Genomic DNA, 16,795 nt, shown 5'->3' with positions numbered 1-16,795 from the left:
CTGCTACGACCCCGCCATCCACCAAGCCAACGACAAGATCAACATGGCCGCCGACACGCCCTTGGCGGCATAGGGGTTGACTCAGGAAACTCATGAGGGGTCCCCCGCTCTCAACTCGTTGCTCTCCCGCCGACGTTCGGCCACCCACGCCTGGACCAGGGCGACCGCCAGGGCCAGCACGACCACGCCCGCCGACGGCAGCAGCAGGGACGCGGGATCGGTCTGCAGCCGTACCGTGCCCGGCCCGCCGCCGGCCGCGCCGGGCAGTGCGAGCGGGGTGAGGTCCGTGCCGGGGCCCAGCAGCCGGATCGCGGCGGCCCCCGCCAGCACCCCGCCGACCGCCGCCAGCAGCGCCTGCGGCAGCGCCTCCAGCACCATCAGCCGCCGCCCCCGGCCAGGGGGCAGCCCCATCGTGCGGAGCCCGGCCAGCAGGCGGGTGCGTTCCGGGGCGGTCCGCAGCAGGGAGAGGAGCAGGGCGAGCAGCGCGAACCCGGCACCGGCCACGACGGCGGCGGTGTAGAGCCGTTCGGCGCCCTGCTGGAGCGGCGAATCGGCCAGCTCGGCGCGTTCGGCGGAGCGCAGCGACACACGGACGGCGAGGGACGCCGGGGTGTGGGCGCGGACCGCGGCCCGCAGCGCCCCGGCGTCCAGCCCGCGGCCGGACAGCAGCATCGTGGTGGGGCCGTTGTCCGCCTCGGCGTAGGTGTCGGGATGCAGCCGGGCCACGCTCCGGGCGTTGAGCAGCATGAAGTCGCCGCCGGGCTGGGCCGGGGTGTCGGCGCGCACCGCCCGGGGGCGGACGACGAGTTGGCCGTACTCCGGTTGCAGCGCCATCGGGGCGTCGCCGAACCGGGTGCGCACCCGTGGGGAGACGATCGCGGGCAGCGGCCGGTCGCCGCCCGGGTCGGCGAGGTCGGCGGCGGGGAAGGCGCCCAGTCCCGTGGCGCGGGCGAGCCGGGCGTACGCCTCGGGTTCGGCGATCACCAGGTAGAGCGGCGCGCCGCCGTCGTCCGCGGTCTGCACGCTGATCCGCAGCGGTACCGCGTCCTCCACGCCCGGCACCCGGGCCACGGCGCGCTGCAGCGCGGCGGGCAGCGGCCGTTCGGCGGAGATCCGGGCCTCCGCGCCGACCGCGGTCAGCGCCGCACGGTCCCGGGCCGCGGCGACCCCGGCGAGCACCGAGCCGCCGAAGGACGCGGTGGTCAGCGCGACCAGCAGGGCCAGCAGCGGCAGGCCGGCGGTGGCCGGGGCGCGGCCGGCGCGGGCCAGCGCGAGGAAGCCGGTCAGCCCGGAGGTGCGGGCGGCCGGGCGGGCCGCCAGCCGCAGCGGCAGCGGCCAGAGCCGCAGCAGCACCAGCGCGGCGATCACGGCGACGAGCACCGGGGCGGCGCTGACCAGGGCGTCCACGCCCCCGCCGGCCGTGGTGCGGCGGCGCAGCGTGACCACCGCACCCACCGCCAGGACCAGCACGGTCAGTTCGGCCACCGTCCGGCGCCGGGACGGGCGGGCCCCGGCCGGATCGGCGCGGACGGCCGGACGGGGACGGCGGTGGGCGGCGACGGCCCGCAGCGGCAGCGCGAGCGTGCCCAGCAGCCCGGCCCCGGCCGCCGCCAGCAGCGCCGGCGCCACCCGCTCACCGGGCACCAGCAGCAGCGCCAGCCCACCGCCGCCCGCCGCGGCGGGCAGCGCCACCACCGCGGTCTCCGCCGCCAGCCGCCCGGCCAGGCCCGCCAGCGACGCGCCGCGGGCCCGCAGCAGCGCCAGCTCCGGGCGCCGGCGCTCCGCGGTCAGCGCGCCGGCCATCAGCAGCACGATCCCCGCGACGGTGCCGAGGCCGAACGCGGCCACCGCGATGACCGGGGCGATCGCCGCCCGGGTCCGTGCGTAGCCGTCCAGCAGCCCGTCCACCGCGCTGTCCGCCAGCGCGCCGGTGCCCACCACGGCACGCAACCGGGCCAGCGTCGCACCGTGTTCGACGGACAGCACCCGCTCCCGCAACAACGGGGCGTCCGCGGCGGTCAGCGCACCGGCGTCGACCGGATAGTGCCAGAACTTCTCCGCCTTCCCGTCGGTGGACAGCAGCGCCGGCCCGTCCCCGGGCGCCAGCAGCAGCCCGGCCCGCCAGAACCTCTGCGCGGGGATCCCCTCGGTCACGTCCCGGCGGGGCGCCGCCCGCAGCGGATCCGCGGCCCAGTGGTCGCCGTCCGGCGCCCGCGGCGCGAGCAGCCCGGAGATCCGTACGGTCAGGCCGTCCAGGTGCAGGGTGCGGCCGGTGCGCAAGTGCAGGGTGCGGGCGGTGGCCGTGGTGACCGCCGCCTCCAGCGTGCCCGCCCCCGGTGCCGCGGCCCGCGGCAGCCGGCCCTCGGTGACGGTCGCGTGCCGGGCGAGGCCGGAGGCCGCGTACAGCGACAGCTTCGGATCGACGCCGTCCGGCCGCGGCAGCCAGGCGTCCCGGGCCGCCAGCGGTTGCGTGGTGCGCACGCCGTGCACCGCGTCGGCCGCCGAGGTCCGCAGCGGGGCCCGGAACAGGCCGCGCAGCGCCCGGTCCTGACGGTCCAGCACCGCCGCGGCCCAGCCGCCCGCCGGGTCCCTGCCGGTGGCGTCCGCCTGGCCGGCGGAGATCTCCACGGCCCGCTGCTCGGGCGGCGCCGAGGCGAGCGCATGGCGCAGCCCGTCCGTCTCGTACTGCGTCACCCCGCGCGGGAACGCCGCCGCCAGGAACGCCGTGACCAGCACCAGCGCGCCCAGCGCCAGCGCCGCGCCGCGCGCGGACCGCAACCGGACGCCCAGCCAGCCCGGCAGGGTGAGCGCGTTCCCCCGGCGGTCACCCGCCCGCCGGGCCGCCGATGCCGACACCGTCACCGCACCCCCTGCCCGCGCAGCGCCGCCACCGGGTCGCCGCGGCGCAGCCCGAGGGCCGCGACGACCAGCAGCGGCCCGGCCGCGACCGCCGCCAGCAGCCCGGCCACCTGGCCGGCCGGCAGCTCCACCAGCACCGGCGGCACCGGCCGGGTGGCCTGCCCGGTCAGCACGACCAGCGGCACCACCGCACGGGTCAGCACCGCCCCCAGCACCCCGCCGACGGCCAGCGCCAGCACGATCAGCACCCCCTGTTCGGCGGCGAGCATCCGGGCCATCTGCCGGCGCGGCGCCCCCAGTGCCCGCAACACCGCGAACTCGCGGTCGCGTTCGCGTACCGACCCGGCGGCGCCGACCGCGAAACCGACCGCCGCCAGGGCCACCGCGACCACCGCGGCCGCGGTCAGCGCGGTCTGCGGGCCGAGCCCCAGCGGATCGTCGTGCAACTCCCGGGCGATCTCCGCGCGCGCCAGGACCTGGCCGGGGTCGGTGTCCGGGCGGGCCCGCAGCGCCTCGACGACCCGGGCCCCCGCACCCGGCCCGGGGCGCAGCCACCACTCGGTGGCGGTCAGCGGCGCGGCACCCAGGTCGGACAGCGCCGCGTTGACGGCCCCGAAGTCGACCAGCAGCCCGCCACCGGCCGGCGGGCCGTCCGCCGGGCCTGGCAGCGCCCGCACCGCCCGTACGATCCGCGCCTTCACCTGCTGCCCGCCGACCGGCAGATCGACCACCGACCCGACCTTGGAGCCGCTGTCGCGCAGATACGCGTCGGTGGCCACGGCGGCCAGCGGCGGCAGCGGCGGATGCGCGGCGGTGATCCGCACGGTCGTCACCGCCGCACCCCATGCGTCGGGCCGGGCCCCGGTGTCGTAGGTCTGCGCCAGCAGCCCGCCCGCGGGCACCTCGGTCCGGCCCGCTCGCGGCCCGGACGGCAGGCCCAGGGAACTGCTCTTGTCGGTGAGGCGGGCCCGCCAGCCCGGCCCGGCCGGCGCGGTGAGCGGGCGGACCGCCCCGCCGGCGGTGACGGCCTGCGCGGCGGACACGGTCAGCCGCTGCCGGTACGACACCGACGACTGGTCCATGTCGACCAGCAGACCGGTCACCCGCAGCGGCCCGGCCGGACGCCCGGCCGGCGGACCGGCCGGGCCGGCCAGATCCACCCGGAGGGTGTGCGGCCGGCCGTCGGCCGCGAGCCGGCCCAGCGGCAGCGTGTACGGCACCCCGAACCGGTCGGTGACCTGGACCGAGAGGGCCGCGGGCACCGGGCCGGTGTCCGGCCCCGGGTCGCCGGGCCGCGGGTCGGCCACCCGCGGCAGTGCCTTGACGGACCGCAGCTCCGCCGTCACCCGCAAGGCGTCGGCGTCGCGCGGCAGAGGAAGGCCCACGCTCCGGTCGTCCTTCGGCGCCACCGCCCGCAGCACCCCGTCCGCCACGCCCGACTGGTCCGCGGCGCCGCCCGCCAGGTCGCCGCGCAGCAGCAGCGCCCCCGCCGACCTCCGGGAGTCCACCGCGAGCAGCGCGGAGGACCGGCCGCCCGACAGGTCCAGGTTCACCAGCCCCACCGGCAGCGCCGCCGCCACCCCCGGCACCGCCGCATAGCCGCCGCCCTGCCCGAACTCCGGTGTCCTGCTGGCCAGTACGCGTACCGCCGCGCCCGCCCGGAAGTCGGCCTGGTCGTCCTGCGAACGCTGCCAGGACGCCCGCTGGCCGATCGCCAGCATGCCCAGCGCGGTGGCCAGCACCAGCAGCAGCACCGGCCCGGCGCCCCGCCCCGCGTACCCGCCGCCCGCGCGGGCCCCGGCGCCGGGGGCGGTGCGCCGGCTGATCTGCCAGCCGGCCAGCGCCGCGGCCAGCCCCCGGCCGCGGGCCGCGCCCCGCTCGGCGAGCCGGGCGGCGAGCGGCAGCAGCCGCAGCGTCAGCACCGTACCGGCGAGCAGCGCCAGCGCCGGGGCGGCCACCAGCACCGGGTCGACACCCAGCGCGCCGGTCCCGTCGCCGGTCAGCACCCCGCCGCCGGCCCCGCCGTGCGCGGTCCGCTGCCGCAACTGCCAGTACGCGACCCCGGCGATCACCAGCAGTCCCAGGTCCGCGCCGGCCCGTGCGGCACCGGGCAGCGCACCGGCCCGCCGCCGGCGCGGCGCGTCGGACCCGGTCCGCAGCAGTGCCGGGGCGGCCACCGCGAGGGCGCAGCCCAGGGCCACGCCGGCGCCGGTCAGCCAGGTCGCGCCGGTGAGCCGGGTGTCCAGTGGGAGCCCGATCCGGGCCAGCGCGCCGTGCGCGGCCAGCAGGCGGATCAGCGGCCCGGACAGCAGCGGCCCGGCGACCGCGGCCGGCACCGCCAGCAGCAGCGACTCGGCGAGGGCCAGCCCGGCCAGCTGCCGCCGGGAAGCGCCGCGGGCCCGCAACAGGGCCGTCTCGCCGGCCCGTTCACCGCTCAGCATCCGGGCGACCAGCAGCAGGGCGTACCCGGCGAGCAGCACCAGCTGGAGCGCGACGATCAGGATCGTGGCACGGTTCACCAGCAGCGCCCGCCGCAACTGCCCCAGCGCCGCGGGCAGATCGGTGCTCGCGGTGGCGTGCCCGGCGAACGCCGGATCGGCCATCAGTGCCGTGGGGGCCCGGCCGGCCGCGGCGCCGAGGGCCGGCAGCCGGTCCGCGGTCAGCGTGCGGAAGTCCGCGGTGGCGAGCCAGCCCACCGAGTCCTGCACCAGCCGCCCGTCGCGGAACGCCGCAGGGTCGGCCAGCAGCGGCCCGTAGGTGGTGAAGCCGACCGTGCGCACCCCTCGGCCGCCGAGCTCGTCGAGGTTCCAGTACGGGTCGGTCCGGTCCTCGGGCCGGTAGACGCCGGAGACCACGACGGTCAGATGCGACGGCCCGGACAGCCGGTTGTCGAGGGTGAACCGCCGTCCGGGCCCGGCCCCGAGCCGGGCGGCCGCGGCCTCGGGCAGCGCGACCGGCAGCGGACCGTGCCGTTCCGCCGTGGGCCAGCGGCCCTTGACGAGGGCGAGCCGGGACCGGTCCAGGGCCGCGAGCTGGGTGAGGTCCGGTTCACCGGTGCGGGCCCCGGCCGGCGCGGGCGTGCGCGGCAGCGCATACGGCCCGGAACGGGTCAGCGTCCGCACCGTGTACGGCAGCCCGTCGAACGCCCGCCGGGCCGCCGCGGCGACCGCACGGTCCGCCGACACCCTTGCCGCAGGCGGGAGTTGAGCCTTCACCTGGAGCGCGGCCGCGGCCGCCGAACGGGTCCGCAGCGCCTGCCGCAGCCCCGCGTCACCGACCGACTCCGAGAACGCCGCCAGAGTCGCCAGCACCGTCCCGGTCAGCAGCACCGACAGCAGGGCGGCGACCAGCAGCAGACGGTGCGCCCGCACACGCAGTACGGCATAGCCGGCCACGGTCCCCCCTGCCGTGTTCAGCGTCGCTCGCGGTCACTCGCTCGCGGTCGGTCGAACGGATTCATACGAGTGATCGACGCAACGGATGGCACGGATGCTGCCAGAGTGCGAGGCGTCCGGTAAGCGGTTTCCGGGCCACCTTGACCGGATCGTGACGGAGGTGACCCTCGCCCGCCCGCGGCCGGGCAAGGACGGGGAGATGTGACGTATCTCTCGCGCCGGTCGTCAGTCCGGGGTGTTGATCATCGACGCGGCCGCGTACGTGAGGTAGTTCCACAGCTGCGTCCGGTGTTCCTCGGCCAGGCCGAGCGAGTCCACCGCGTCCCGCATGTGCCGGAGCCAGGCGTCGTGCGCGGCCCGGTCGACGGTGAACGGAGCGTGCCGCATCCGCAGCCGCGGGTGTCCGCGGCCGTCGCTGTACGTGCGGGGGCCGCCCCAGTACTGCATGAGGAACAGCGCCAGCCGCTCCTCGGCCGGCCCCAGATCCTCCTCCGGGTACATCGGCCGCAGCAGCGGGTCCTCGGCGACTCCCTGGTAGAAGTGGTGCACGAGGCGCCGGAAGGTCTCCTCGCCGCCGACCTGTTCGTAGAAGGTCTGCTCCTGCAGCGTGCCGCGTGGAATCTCGTTCACGGCTCCATGGTGACATGGCGCTGCGCTTGGCCGGCCTCCCACGTACCTGGCTTGCCCGCCGGGGGCGCTGCGCTCTGCGGTGCCTTCCACGTGCCTGGCTGTCCTGCCGGGGCGCTGCGCTTGCGGTGGCTTCCACGTGCCTGGCTTGCCCGCCGGGGGCGCTGCGCTCTGCGGTGCCTTCCACGTGCCTGGCTTGCCCGCCGCGGGGTGCTGCGCTTGCGGCGCCTCCCGCGTACTCGGCTTTCCCGCCGTGGGGCTTGTTCGCCGTTGCGCGCATGCGGCGCCGCGTACGTTGGCGGCCGTCCCGCCGCGGGTCGTCTCGCCGTGGCGCCTGGCGGCGGGCGGGGTGTTTTCGGGTGCGGTGACAGCCCTCCAGACTTCGTCCTCCGGTCTGTCCCCTCCCGGGGGTGGGGGGGGGGAGAGGCCGGTGGGTGCGGGCGTCGTCGTCCGGCCGCCTTCGGCGGTGCCTTTCGTTGTGCGCTGTCGGGAATACCTGCCCCGGCCTGTCGGGTTGTGGCCCCGCAGGGGGCCCTCGCACCCCTTACGGGATCTGTTCGAGCCTCCCCTACGGGACCGCAAGCCCCCTTGCATGCCCCAACGTCCGCCCCCACTCACCGCATTCCCACTCCACCCACGGGAGGGGACGGGCCGGAGGGGCCTGGTGTGTGGACGTAAAGCGAAGCAGTCCACACACCAGGCCCCGGAGGACCGTCACCGCACCCGACAACACCCCGCCCGCCGCAGGCGCCACGACGAGAAACCACCACGGCGGGCCAGCCGACAACGTACGCGGCACCGCAAAGCGCAGCGAAACGGCGAGAAACCCCCACGGCGGGACAGACGGGTACGTGCGCGGCACCGCCAAGCGCGCACCGGCGAGCAACCACCACGGCGCTGCAGCCGAGTACGTGGGGCCGTATAGCATCCGCATGTGTCGTACACCAGTTTCGTAGCCGTCGGCGACAGCTTCACCGAAGGAATGTCCGACGGGCTCCCCGACGGCTCCTATCGTGGGTGGGCCGACCTCCTCGCCGCGCGGCTGGCCGCGCGGGCGCCCGGCTTTCGGTACGCCAACCTCGCGGTGCGCGGCAAGCTGATCGGGCAGATCCTGGACGACCAGTGCGGCCCGGCCGCTTCGATGGGCGCGGACCTCGTGACGCTGGTGGGCGGGCTCAATGACGTCCTGCGCCCGAAGTGCGACGTCGCGCGGGTGTGCGCGCAGTTGGAGACCGCGGCGGAGCTGCTGGTGAAGGGCGGTGGCCAGCTGGTGCTGATGCGCAGCCCGGGCCGCCAGGGGCCCGTACTGGAGCGGTTCCGGCCGCGGATGGAGCAACTCTTCGCGCGGATCGACGAGATCGCAGCGCGGCACGGCGCGTTGGTGGTGGACCTGTACGCGTCGAAGGCGCTGGCCGACCCGCGGATGTGGGCGGACGACCGGCTGCATCTGAACGCCGAGGGGCACCGCCGGGTGGCCGAGGCGGTCTGGCAGGCGCTCGGGCTGCCCGCCGAGTCGGACTGGGACGCCCCTCTGCCGGCGGCCGCACCGCCGGGCTGGCGGGCCCGGCGGACCGCGGACCTGCGGTTCGCCCGCGAGCACCTGGTGCCCTGGATAGGGCGGCGACTGACCGGCCGCTCCTCGGGGGACGGCCGGACCGGCGCCCATGTGAGCCCTGAGCTGGGCACGGCCTTCTGGGTCGGCCCTGCGGACCACACGGACCCCGGCCCCGTCACGGGCTGGTCCCCGGTCGGGGCGTGACGCGGGCGCAGCCACCGGGCACCGCACGGCGTGCGGAATACTGCCCGGCACAAGTGCGGGCACGGGGTGGGGGTAGTGGATGCGACCGTTGACCAAGGACGATCCGCAGCAGATCGGACCGTTCCGGATCATCGGGCTGCTCGGGGGCGGCGGTATGGGCCGGGTGTATCTCGGCCGTGCGGCGGACGGGCGGACGGTGGCGGTGAAGACCGCGCGGTCCGAACTCGCCGACGACCGGGGTTTCCGGACGCGTTTCGCCCGTGAGGTGGCCGCCGCCCGGCGGGTGGGCGGGCCGTTCGTGGCGCCGGTGGTCGACGCCGCGCCGCATGACGACGTGCCCTGGATGGCGACCGACTACGTGCCGGGGGTCTCGCTGAGCGATGCCGTGCACGACTGCGGGCCGCTGCCGGAGCAGGCGGTGCGGCTGCTGACCGCGGGCCTGCTGCAGGCGCTGTCGGCGGTGCACACGCAGGGCCTGGTGCACCGCGACCTCAAGCCGTCGAACGTCCTGCTCACGGCCGAGGGGCCGCGGGTGATCGACTTCGGCATCGCGTACTCGGCCGCGGACACCGCTCTGACGATGACCGGCACCGCCCTCGGCACACCGGGGTTCATGGCGCCCGAGCAGCTCGTCATGGCGGGTCCGAACGTCACGGGCGCGGCGGACGTGTTCGCGCTCGGCGGGGTGATCGTGTTCGCGGCGACCGGCGGCGGCCCGTACGGGAGCGCCGAGCCGCAGATCCTGATGTACCGCGCGGTGCACGAGGAACCGCGGCTCGACGGTCTCCCGGACGGGCTCAAGGAGATGGCGGCGGCCTGCCTGGCCAAGGAGCCGGGGCGGCGTCCTGCCCTGCCCGACCTGATGGCGCGGGTGGGCGCGCCCGGCCCGTACGGCGACTGGCTGCCGGCCCCCGTCGCCGTCCAGCTCCGCCGCCTGGCCGCGCGGCTCGCCGATCCCAGGTCCCCGGACGCCGTCGCGCCGCGGCCGCCGGCGCAGGGGCCGGCCGGCGTCCCGTTCGACCAGCTGCCGACCCGTACGCATGCGGACGGGCCGCCGCCCCCGCCGTCGCACGGTGCGACGCCGGCCTGGCCCGCGCACACCGCCACGCCCCCGCTGCCCGCGCCCCCGGGGCCGAGCCGGCGCCGGGTGCTCGCCGCGCTGTCCGTGGTCGGGGGCCTGGCCGGCACCGGGGCGCTCGGCTGGGCGCTGTGGCCGGAGGGCGGGGGCCGCGGCGGCAACGGGAAGAGCGCCGAGGACCCGCCCGCCCGCGCCACGGAACCGTCCGGCCGGTTGCCGCCGGAGATCCGTGACAGGGGCAAGGTCACCATCGGCTCGGACATCGCCTACGCGCCCATGGAGTTCGTCAGGGACGGCAGGCCCGCCGGAGTCGACGTGGACCTCGCGGACGCCCTCGGTCGCGAACTGGGCGTGCGCGTCACGTTCGAGAACGCCGTCTTCGACACCCTGCTCGCCGGCCTGGCCACGGGCCGCTTCGACCTGGTCATGTCGGCGATGGCGGACACCAAGGAACGACAGCAGGGGCTCGCGGAGGGGAAGAAGACCGGCAGCGGCGTCGACATGGTCGACTACTTCAGGGCCGGGCTCGTGCTGGTCGTCCGCACGGGCAATCCGGAGGACATCAAGAAGCCCGAGGACCTGGCCGGCAGGACGGTCGCCGTCCAGCGCGGCTCCGTGGCCCGGGACACCGTGGACCAGCTCGGCCGGAAGGTCGGCAAGATCACGATCCGGGAGTTCGACGCGCAGGCCGACGTCTACGACGACGTCGCCAAGGGCCGTTCCTCGGCCTGTCTGGACGACTTCCCGGTGGCGGCGCACACCGCCGCCACCCTCTCGGGCGGCGGCGTCCTCGAACTCGTCGGCGGACAACTCGACCCCGTGCTCTACGGCATCGTGGTGCCCAAGGATCAACCGGCGCTGCGTGACGCCGTGCGGGGAGCCCTCGACCGCCTCCTCCACAGCGGCGAGTACACCGGGATCCTCAAGCGGTGGCACGTCGAGGACTGCGCGGTGCAGCGGGCGGCCGTCAACGAGGGCGTGTAGGGGCCCGCAGCGCCTGTAGGAACGCACAGCCGGGACCGGGGCGCTGGCCTGCGCGAATCGCCAGTAGAATCTGACCACGTGACTGCTGTGTCTGCGAAGCCTCGCATCCCCAATGTTCTGGCCGGCCGCTACGCCTCCGCGGAGCTGGCCGTGCTCTGGTCCCCCGAGTACAAGGTCAAGCTGGAGCGGAAGCTGTGGCTCGCCGTGCTGCGTGCCCAGAAGGACCTGGGGGTGGCGGTCCCCGACGAGGCGCTGGCCGACTACGAGCGGGTCCTGGAGGACGTCGACCTGGCGTCGATCGCCGAGCGTGAGAAGGTCACCCGGCACGACGTGAAGGCGCGGATCGAGGAGTTCAACGCGCTGGCCGGGCACGAGCAGGTCCACAAGGGCATGACCTCCCGCGACCTGACCGAGAACGTCGAGCAGCTGCAGGTGCGGCTGTCGCTGGAGCTGATGCGGGACCGCACGGTCGCCGTGCTGGCGCGCCTGGGTTCGCTGGCCGCGCAGCACGCCGAGCTGGTGATGGCGGGCCGCTCGCACAACGTCGCCGCGCAGGCCACGACGCTGGGGAAGCGGTTCGCGACCGCGGCCGACGAGCTGCTGGTGGCGTACGCGCGGCTGGAGGAGCTGCTCTCCCGTTACCCGCTGCGCGGCATCAAGGGCCCGGTCGGTACCGCCCAGGACATGCTGGACCTGCTGGGCGGGGACGCGGCGAAGCTGGCCGAGCTGGAGCAGCGGATCGCGGCGCACCTCGGCTTCGGGCAGGCCTTCACGTCCGTCGGGCAGGTCTACCCGCGCTCGCTGGACTACGAGGTGGTCACCTCGCTGGTGCAGCTGGCCGCCGCCCCCTCGTCGCTGGCGAAGACGATCCGGCTGATGGCCGGGCACGAGCTGGTCACCGAGGGCTTCAAGCCCGGCCAGGTCGGCTCGTCGGCGATGCCGCACAAGATGAACACCCGCTCCTGCGAGCGCGTCAACGGCCTGATGGTGATCCTGCGCGGTTACGCCTCGATGGCCGGTGAGCTCTCCGGTGACCAGTGGAACGAGGGCGACGTGTCCTGCTCCGTGGTGCGCCGGGTCGCCCTGCCGGACGCGTTCTTCGCGCTGGACGGGCTGCTGGAGACGTTCTTGACGGTGCTCGACGAGTTCGGCGCGTTCCCCGCCGTCGTCGCCCGTGAGCTGGACCGTTACCTGCCGTTCCTCGCCACGACGAAGGTGCTGATGGGGTCGGTCCGCGCCGGGGTGGGCCGCGAGGAGGCCCACGAGGCGATCAAGGAGAACGCGGTGGCGTCGGCGCTGGCCATGCGCGAGCAGGGTGCCGAGCGCAACGAGCTGCTGGACAAGCTGGCGGCGGACGCCCGGATCCCGCTGGACCGGGCGCAGCTGGACGCGCTGATGGCGGACAAGCTGTCGTTCACGGGTGCGGCCGCGGACCAGGTGGCGTCGGTCGTCGCCCGGATCGAGGAGATCGCCAAGCAGCACCCGGAGGCCGCCGCCTACACCCCGGGCGCGATCCTCTGACCCGGGAGCCGTGAGGTGCGCTTCACCCCGGAGGAGCTGCAGGCCGCTCGTGACCGCCTCGTCCCGGACGTGGCGGCGAGCGGTCTGCGGGTCCTCTTCTGCGGGATCAATCCCGGGCTGATGTCGGCGGCGACCGGCCACCACTTCGCCCGGCCCGGCAACCGGTTCTGGCCGGTGCTGCACGCCGCCGGCTTCACCCCCCGGCGGCTGCACCCCCACGAGCAGGAGGAGCTGCTCGTGCACGGGGTCGGGATCACCAATGTCGTCGCGCGGGCGACCGCCCGGGCGGACGAGCTGACCGCGGAGGAGTTCCGCGAGGGCGGCCGGCTGCTGGCGGAGAAGGTGGCCCGGCTGCGGCCGCGCTGGCTCGCCGTCGCGGGGGTCACGGCGTACCGCGTCGCTTTCGACGACAAGCGCGCGGTGGTCGGGCCGCAGCCGCGCACGCTGGGGGACACCCGGATCTGGGCGCTGCCCAATCCCAGCGGGCTGAACGCCCATTGGACGCCGGCGACGATGGCGGAGGAGTACGGGCGGCTGCGTGCGGCGGCGTTCGCAGAGGACGGGCAGGGGTAGCGGGTCCGGCTTTCGGGACCGTGCGGTGTGCGGACGGCGGGCGTTCGGCCAACCGTCACCTTGAAGGCGTGTACATGTCACGCTGGGGGCTCTACTCTGTCGCCGCCCGTGCACGCCCCCACACTTCCGTACGGAGGCAGTCGTGCCCACTCCGTCCTCCCCGCCTTCCGCTTCCCCCTCCGCCGCGGCGGCTTCCGCGGACCACCGCGGCCGCCGCTCGCGCCGCCACCGGCTCACCGCGCTCGCCGGGGCGTTCGGCCTCGCCGCCGCCGGACTCGGCATCTGGGCCGGCAACGGCTTCGGCGCCGAGCCCGCCGCGGCCGGGGTGCCCACCCCCGACCACGTGGTCGTGGTGGTCTTCGAGAACCACGCCTACGGCCAGGTGCTGGGCAGCTCCCGCGCCCCGTACATCAACTCCCTGGCTGCCGACGGCGCCAGCCTCACCGCCTCGTACGCCGAGACCCACCCCAGCCAGCCCAACTACTACGCGATGTTCTCCGGCGACACCCAGGGCGTCACCGACGACAGCTGCGTCACCCCCGGTTTCAGCTCCGCCCCCAACCTCGCCTCCGAGGTGACCGCGGCCGGCAAGTCCTGGGCGAGCTACAACGAGTCGCTGCCGTCCGAGGGCTCCACCACCTGCAAGAGCGGCAAGTACGCGCAGAAGCACAACCCCTGGTTCGGCTTCGGCAACGTCCCCACGAACACGGCGCACACCTTCGACGCGTTCCCCACCGACTTCGACCGGCTGCCGACGGTGTCCTACGTCGTGCCGAACCTCTGCGGCGACATGCACGACTGCTCGGTCTCCACCGGCGACACCTGGCTGAAGAACCACCTCAAGAGCTACGCAGACTGGGCCAAGACGCACAACAGCCTGCTGCTGGTCACCTTCGACGAGGACAACCGCCTCAGCGGCAACCGCATCCCGACCGTCCTGTACGGCCAGCCGGTGCAGCCGGGCGCCACCTCGGACACCACCTACAACCACTACGACGTGCTGCGCACCCTTGAGGACATGTACGGCACCTCGCACGCCGGGAAGGCGGCCGACGCCAAGGACATCACCGGCATCTGGGCGAGCTGACGTGTACCTCGCGGACGGCCGCGCCACCCCCACGACGGCCGGTCCGGGCACCCGCCCGGACCGGCCGGTCCGGGCCGCGGTCCCCGGCACCGTCCTCGTGCTGGGCACCGTCAGCCTGATCACCGACGTCTCCTCGGAGATGGTCACCGCCGTCCTGCCGCTGTACCTCGTCGCCGAACTCGGCCTGTCCCCGCTGGGGTTCGGGCTGCTGGACGGGGTGTACAACGGCGTCAGCGCGCTCGTCCGGCTGATCGGCGGGCGGGTCTCGGACCGCGGCGGGGGTGGCGGCCACAAAGCCGTCGCGGTGGCCGGATACGGTCTCTCGGCCCTGTGCAAGCCGCTGTTGCTGTGCGTGCACACCCTTCCGCTGATCGGTGCCGTGCTGGCCGCCGACCGCACCGGCAAGGGGCTGCGTACCGCACCGCGCGACGCGATGATCTCGCTGGCCGGTGAACCGGCGGTGCGCGGCCGGGCGTTCGGCGTGCACCGGGCGATGGACACCGCGGGCGCGCTGCTCGGCCCGCTGGTCGCCTTCCTCGTGCTGCGCGCCGCGGCGGAGGGGTACGACGCGGTGTTCACGGTCAGCGGCTGCGTGGCCGCGCTCGGCGTGGCCGTCCTGCTGCTCTTCGTCCCCGGCCGGATCCGGACCACCGGCCGGGTGCCGGATCAGGCCGCCGGCCCGCTCCCCTCGCCGGCACGCGGCCCGCGCCCGTCGCCGGCGCACGGCACGGCGTCCGTCCGGGCGCGCGGCCCGGGGGCCTCCCCACCACGCGGCCCGGCGTCCGCGCCGCCGCTGCGGCCGCTGCTGCGTCTGCCCGCGCTGCTCCGGCTGACCGGCTGCGCCGTGCTGCTCGGTCTGACCACCGTCAGCGACTCCTTCCTCTACCTCACCCTCCAGCGCCGGCTGGGGCTGTCCGGGGCGTGGTTCCCGCTGCTGCCCCTGGGCACCGCAGCGGCCTTCCTGCTGCTGGCCGTGCCGCTGGGCGCGGTCGCCGACCGGTGGGGCCGCCGCCGGCTGTTCCTGCTCGGCCATCTCGCTCTGCTCGGCGCCTACGGCGTGCTGCTCGCCCCGTTCGCCGCCTCGCCGCTGCTGACCGGCCTGGTCCTCGTCCTGCACGGCGGCTTCTACGCGTCCACCGACGGCGTGCTCGCCGCGGCCACCGCCGACGCGGTGCCGGAAGCGCTGCGCGGCAGCGGGCTGGCGGTCGTCCAGACCGGCCAGGCCGCGGCCCGCTTCGGCTGCTCGCTGGCCTTCGGCGCGGCCTGGACCGCCTGGGGCGACCGCTGGGCGCTCGGTCTCGCCGCGGCCGGTCTGGCGCTCGCCGCCGCGGTCAGCGCCCGGCTGCTGCGCCCCGCCCCGGCACCCCGACCGCCCCGGACCGCCGCCCCCACCCCTTCGGAGCCCGCCCCGTGAACCGCACCGCCCGCCTCCTGGTCCTGCTCGTCACCGTCCTCCTGCTCGGCGGCATCGCGGTCGGCGCCACCCTGCGCGCCGCCGACCGGGCCGCCGAGAAGGACCGCGCCCAGGCCGGCGGGCCCCCGGTCACCCCCGGTACGGTGCGGCTGAGCGATCCGCACCGTGCGCTCTTCCGCAACATGGCCTGGGGCCCGCACCGCGACGAGATCACCGCCGTGCCGGCCGGCCGGCTCTCCGGCCCGCGCACCGCCTCCGGCGTCCGCTGCCTGCGCTTCCACGCGGCCGCCGGCACCGGCATCTGCCTGCAGGCCGTGCACGGCGAACTCCGCGACACCTACCGGGCGGTGGTCCTCGACGACCGGCTGCACGAGCGGCGCCACTACGACCTGGCCGGCACCCCGACCCGCGCCCGGGTCTCCCCCGGCGGCCGCACCGTCGCCTGGACCGTCTTCGTCAGCGGCGACTCCTACGCGGGCACCGCCTTCTCCACCCGGACCTCGGTCCTCGACACCCGCACCGGGCACCTGGACGCCAGCCTGGAGAGCTATGCGCTGACCGTCGGCGGACACCGGGTGCACGCGGCCGACATCAACGTCTGGGGCGTCACCTTCGCCGACGACGACCACTTCTACGCCACCGCCGGCACCGGCGGGAAGACCTACCTCGTCCGCGGCGACCGCACCGCCCGCACCCTGCGCTCGTTGCACACCAACGTCGAATGCCCCTCGTTGTCACCGGACGGCACCCGCCTCGCGTACAAGAAGCGGGTCACCGGCGCCGATCCGGACGCCCCCTGGCGGCTCTACGTGCTCGATCTGCGCACCCTGCACGAGACCGCGACCGGAGAGCACCGCACCATCGACGACCAGGCCGTCTGGCGGGACCGCCACACCCTGGTCTATGCGCTGCCGGGCGACTACGGCGCCGATCTGTGGACCGTGCCCGCCGACGGCTCGGGCACCCCGCACCGGCTCGCCACCGCCGCGCTCGCCCCGGCCTTCCCTCACTGACCGCCGGCCATCCGCGCCACCTCCTCCTCCCCCACGGCCACCAGCAGCTGCAACGGCAGCTCCCGGTCGCCCTGTCCGACGCCCACGGCCGTCCACCGGCCGTCCACCCGCCAGCCGTACATCAGCGGCACGAAACCGCACAGGACGTCCAGCGGCGGCGGGACCGGCAGCCCCTGTGCCGTACGCTCCAACACGTCCGTCAGATCGACCACTTCGGGCTCGCCCCACCGTAAGGACAGCGCCTGCACCAGCGCGGTCAGCGCGGCCTCGAACTCCTCCTCGACCTCGGCGAGCTCGGTGAGGTCCACATCCCAGAAGTCCTGACTCACCCGCAGATCCGCTATGTGGAAGCCCGGCCCGCTCTCGACCGGCGTGGAGCGCACCCGCTGCGCCGGGAACTCCCGCCGGCGCAGCAGGTCGATGGTGGTCAGCTGCTCGTCAAGCCTCATACCGTCAGTAAAACGCGGGGGTCTGACAATTGGCCG

Annotated in this window: 11 protein-coding genes; 7 read left to right on the top strand and 4 right to left on the bottom strand. The window is 75.7% G+C overall.

Going from position 1 to position 16,795, the window contains the following annotated elements; genetic code table 11:
- Nucleotides 1-90: 90 nt before the first annotated feature.
- The 3 genes from AB0G35_RS33325 to AB0G35_RS33315 form a co-directional block, all read right to left on the bottom strand.
- Entirely contained in the window at nucleotides 91-2,802 is a 2,712-nt protein-coding gene (locus AB0G35_RS33325) for an FtsX-like permease family protein (protein WP_360957311.1), read from the bottom strand.
- 56 nt (nucleotides 2,803-2,858) lie between these two features.
- Nucleotides 2,859-6,254 carry an ABC transporter permease gene (locus tag AB0G35_RS33320; protein WP_360957303.1) on the bottom strand — a complete coding sequence of 1,132 codons (3,396 nt, stop codon included), beginning with the start codon at nucleotides 6,252-6,254 and terminating at the stop codon, nucleotides 2,859-2,861.
- A 225-nt stretch (nucleotides 6,255-6,479) separates the two neighbouring features.
- Complete coding sequence (locus AB0G35_RS33315) at nucleotides 6,480-6,884, bottom strand: globin (RefSeq protein WP_360957300.1); 405 nt, start codon at nucleotides 6,882-6,884, stop codon at nucleotides 6,480-6,482.
- A gap of 931 nt (nucleotides 6,885-7,815) precedes the next feature.
- On the opposite strand from AB0G35_RS33315, the gene AB0G35_RS33310 reads away from it, so the two are divergent.
- The 7 genes from AB0G35_RS33310 to AB0G35_RS33280 all read left to right on the top strand — a co-directional run bounded on the left by AB0G35_RS33310 (nucleotide 7,816) and on the right by AB0G35_RS33280 (nucleotide 16,310).
- Nucleotides 7,816-8,640 carry an SGNH/GDSL hydrolase family protein gene (locus tag AB0G35_RS33310; protein WP_360957297.1) on the top strand — a complete coding sequence of 275 codons (825 nt, stop codon included), beginning with the start codon at nucleotides 7,816-7,818 and terminating at the stop codon, nucleotides 8,638-8,640.
- Between the two features lie 79 nt (nucleotides 8,641-8,719).
- Entirely contained in the window at nucleotides 8,720-10,702 is a 1,983-nt protein-coding gene (locus AB0G35_RS33305; protein WP_360957294.1) for a transporter substrate-binding domain-containing protein, read from the top strand.
- Nucleotides 10,703-10,789: 87 nt separating this feature from the next.
- Entirely contained in the window at nucleotides 10,790-12,223 is a 1,434-nt protein-coding gene (gene purB / locus AB0G35_RS33300; RefSeq protein ID WP_360957308.1) for an adenylosuccinate lyase, read from the top strand.
- A 15-nt stretch (nucleotides 12,224-12,238) separates the two neighbouring features.
- Nucleotides 12,239-12,796 carry a G/U mismatch-specific DNA glycosylase gene (gene mug / locus AB0G35_RS33295; protein ID WP_360957291.1) on the top strand — a complete coding sequence of 186 codons (558 nt, stop codon included), beginning with the start codon at nucleotides 12,239-12,241 and terminating at the stop codon, nucleotides 12,794-12,796.
- 142 nt (nucleotides 12,797-12,938) lie between these two features.
- Entirely contained in the window at nucleotides 12,939-13,883 is a 945-nt protein-coding gene (locus tag AB0G35_RS33290) for an alkaline phosphatase family protein (RefSeq protein ID WP_360957288.1), read from the top strand.
- 1 nt (nucleotide 13,884) lies between these two features.
- Nucleotides 13,885-15,297 carry an MFS transporter gene (locus AB0G35_RS33285; protein ID WP_360957285.1) on the top strand — a complete coding sequence of 471 codons (1,413 nt, stop codon included), beginning with the start codon at nucleotides 13,885-13,887 and terminating at the stop codon, nucleotides 15,295-15,297.
- Nucleotides 15,294-16,310 carry a TolB-like translocation protein gene (locus AB0G35_RS33280; protein ID WP_360957282.1) on the top strand — a complete coding sequence of 339 codons (1,017 nt, stop codon included), beginning with the start codon at nucleotides 15,294-15,296 and terminating at the stop codon, nucleotides 16,308-16,310. Before AB0G35_RS33285 ends, AB0G35_RS33280 begins: the two co-directional genes overlap by 4 nt.
- Here the strand turns inward: AB0G35_RS33280 and AB0G35_RS33275 are convergent.
- Nucleotides 16,304-16,759 carry a hypothetical protein gene (locus tag AB0G35_RS33275; protein WP_360957280.1) on the bottom strand — a complete coding sequence of 152 codons (456 nt, stop codon included), beginning with the start codon at nucleotides 16,757-16,759 and terminating at the stop codon, nucleotides 16,304-16,306. The two genes, AB0G35_RS33280 and AB0G35_RS33275, sit on opposite strands and share 7 nt — an antisense overlap.
- Nucleotides 16,760-16,795: the final 36 nt, after the last annotated feature.

This window comes from Streptomyces sp. NPDC021749 (assembly GCF_040640655.1).
Classification (GTDB): domain Bacteria; phylum Actinomycetota; class Actinomycetes; order Streptomycetales; family Streptomycetaceae; genus Streptomyces.
This window is presented reverse-complemented; position numbering and strand designations above follow the sequence as displayed.

Coding starts and splice junctions, on each gene's coding strand:
- AB0G35_RS33275 (WP_360957280.1), bottom strand. CDS start 16,759: ATGAGGCTTGACGAGCAGCTGACCACCATCGACCTGCTGCGCCGGCGG.
- AB0G35_RS33305 (WP_360957294.1), top strand. CDS start 8,720: ATGCGACCGTTGACCAAGGACGATCCGCAGCAGATCGGACCGTTCCGG.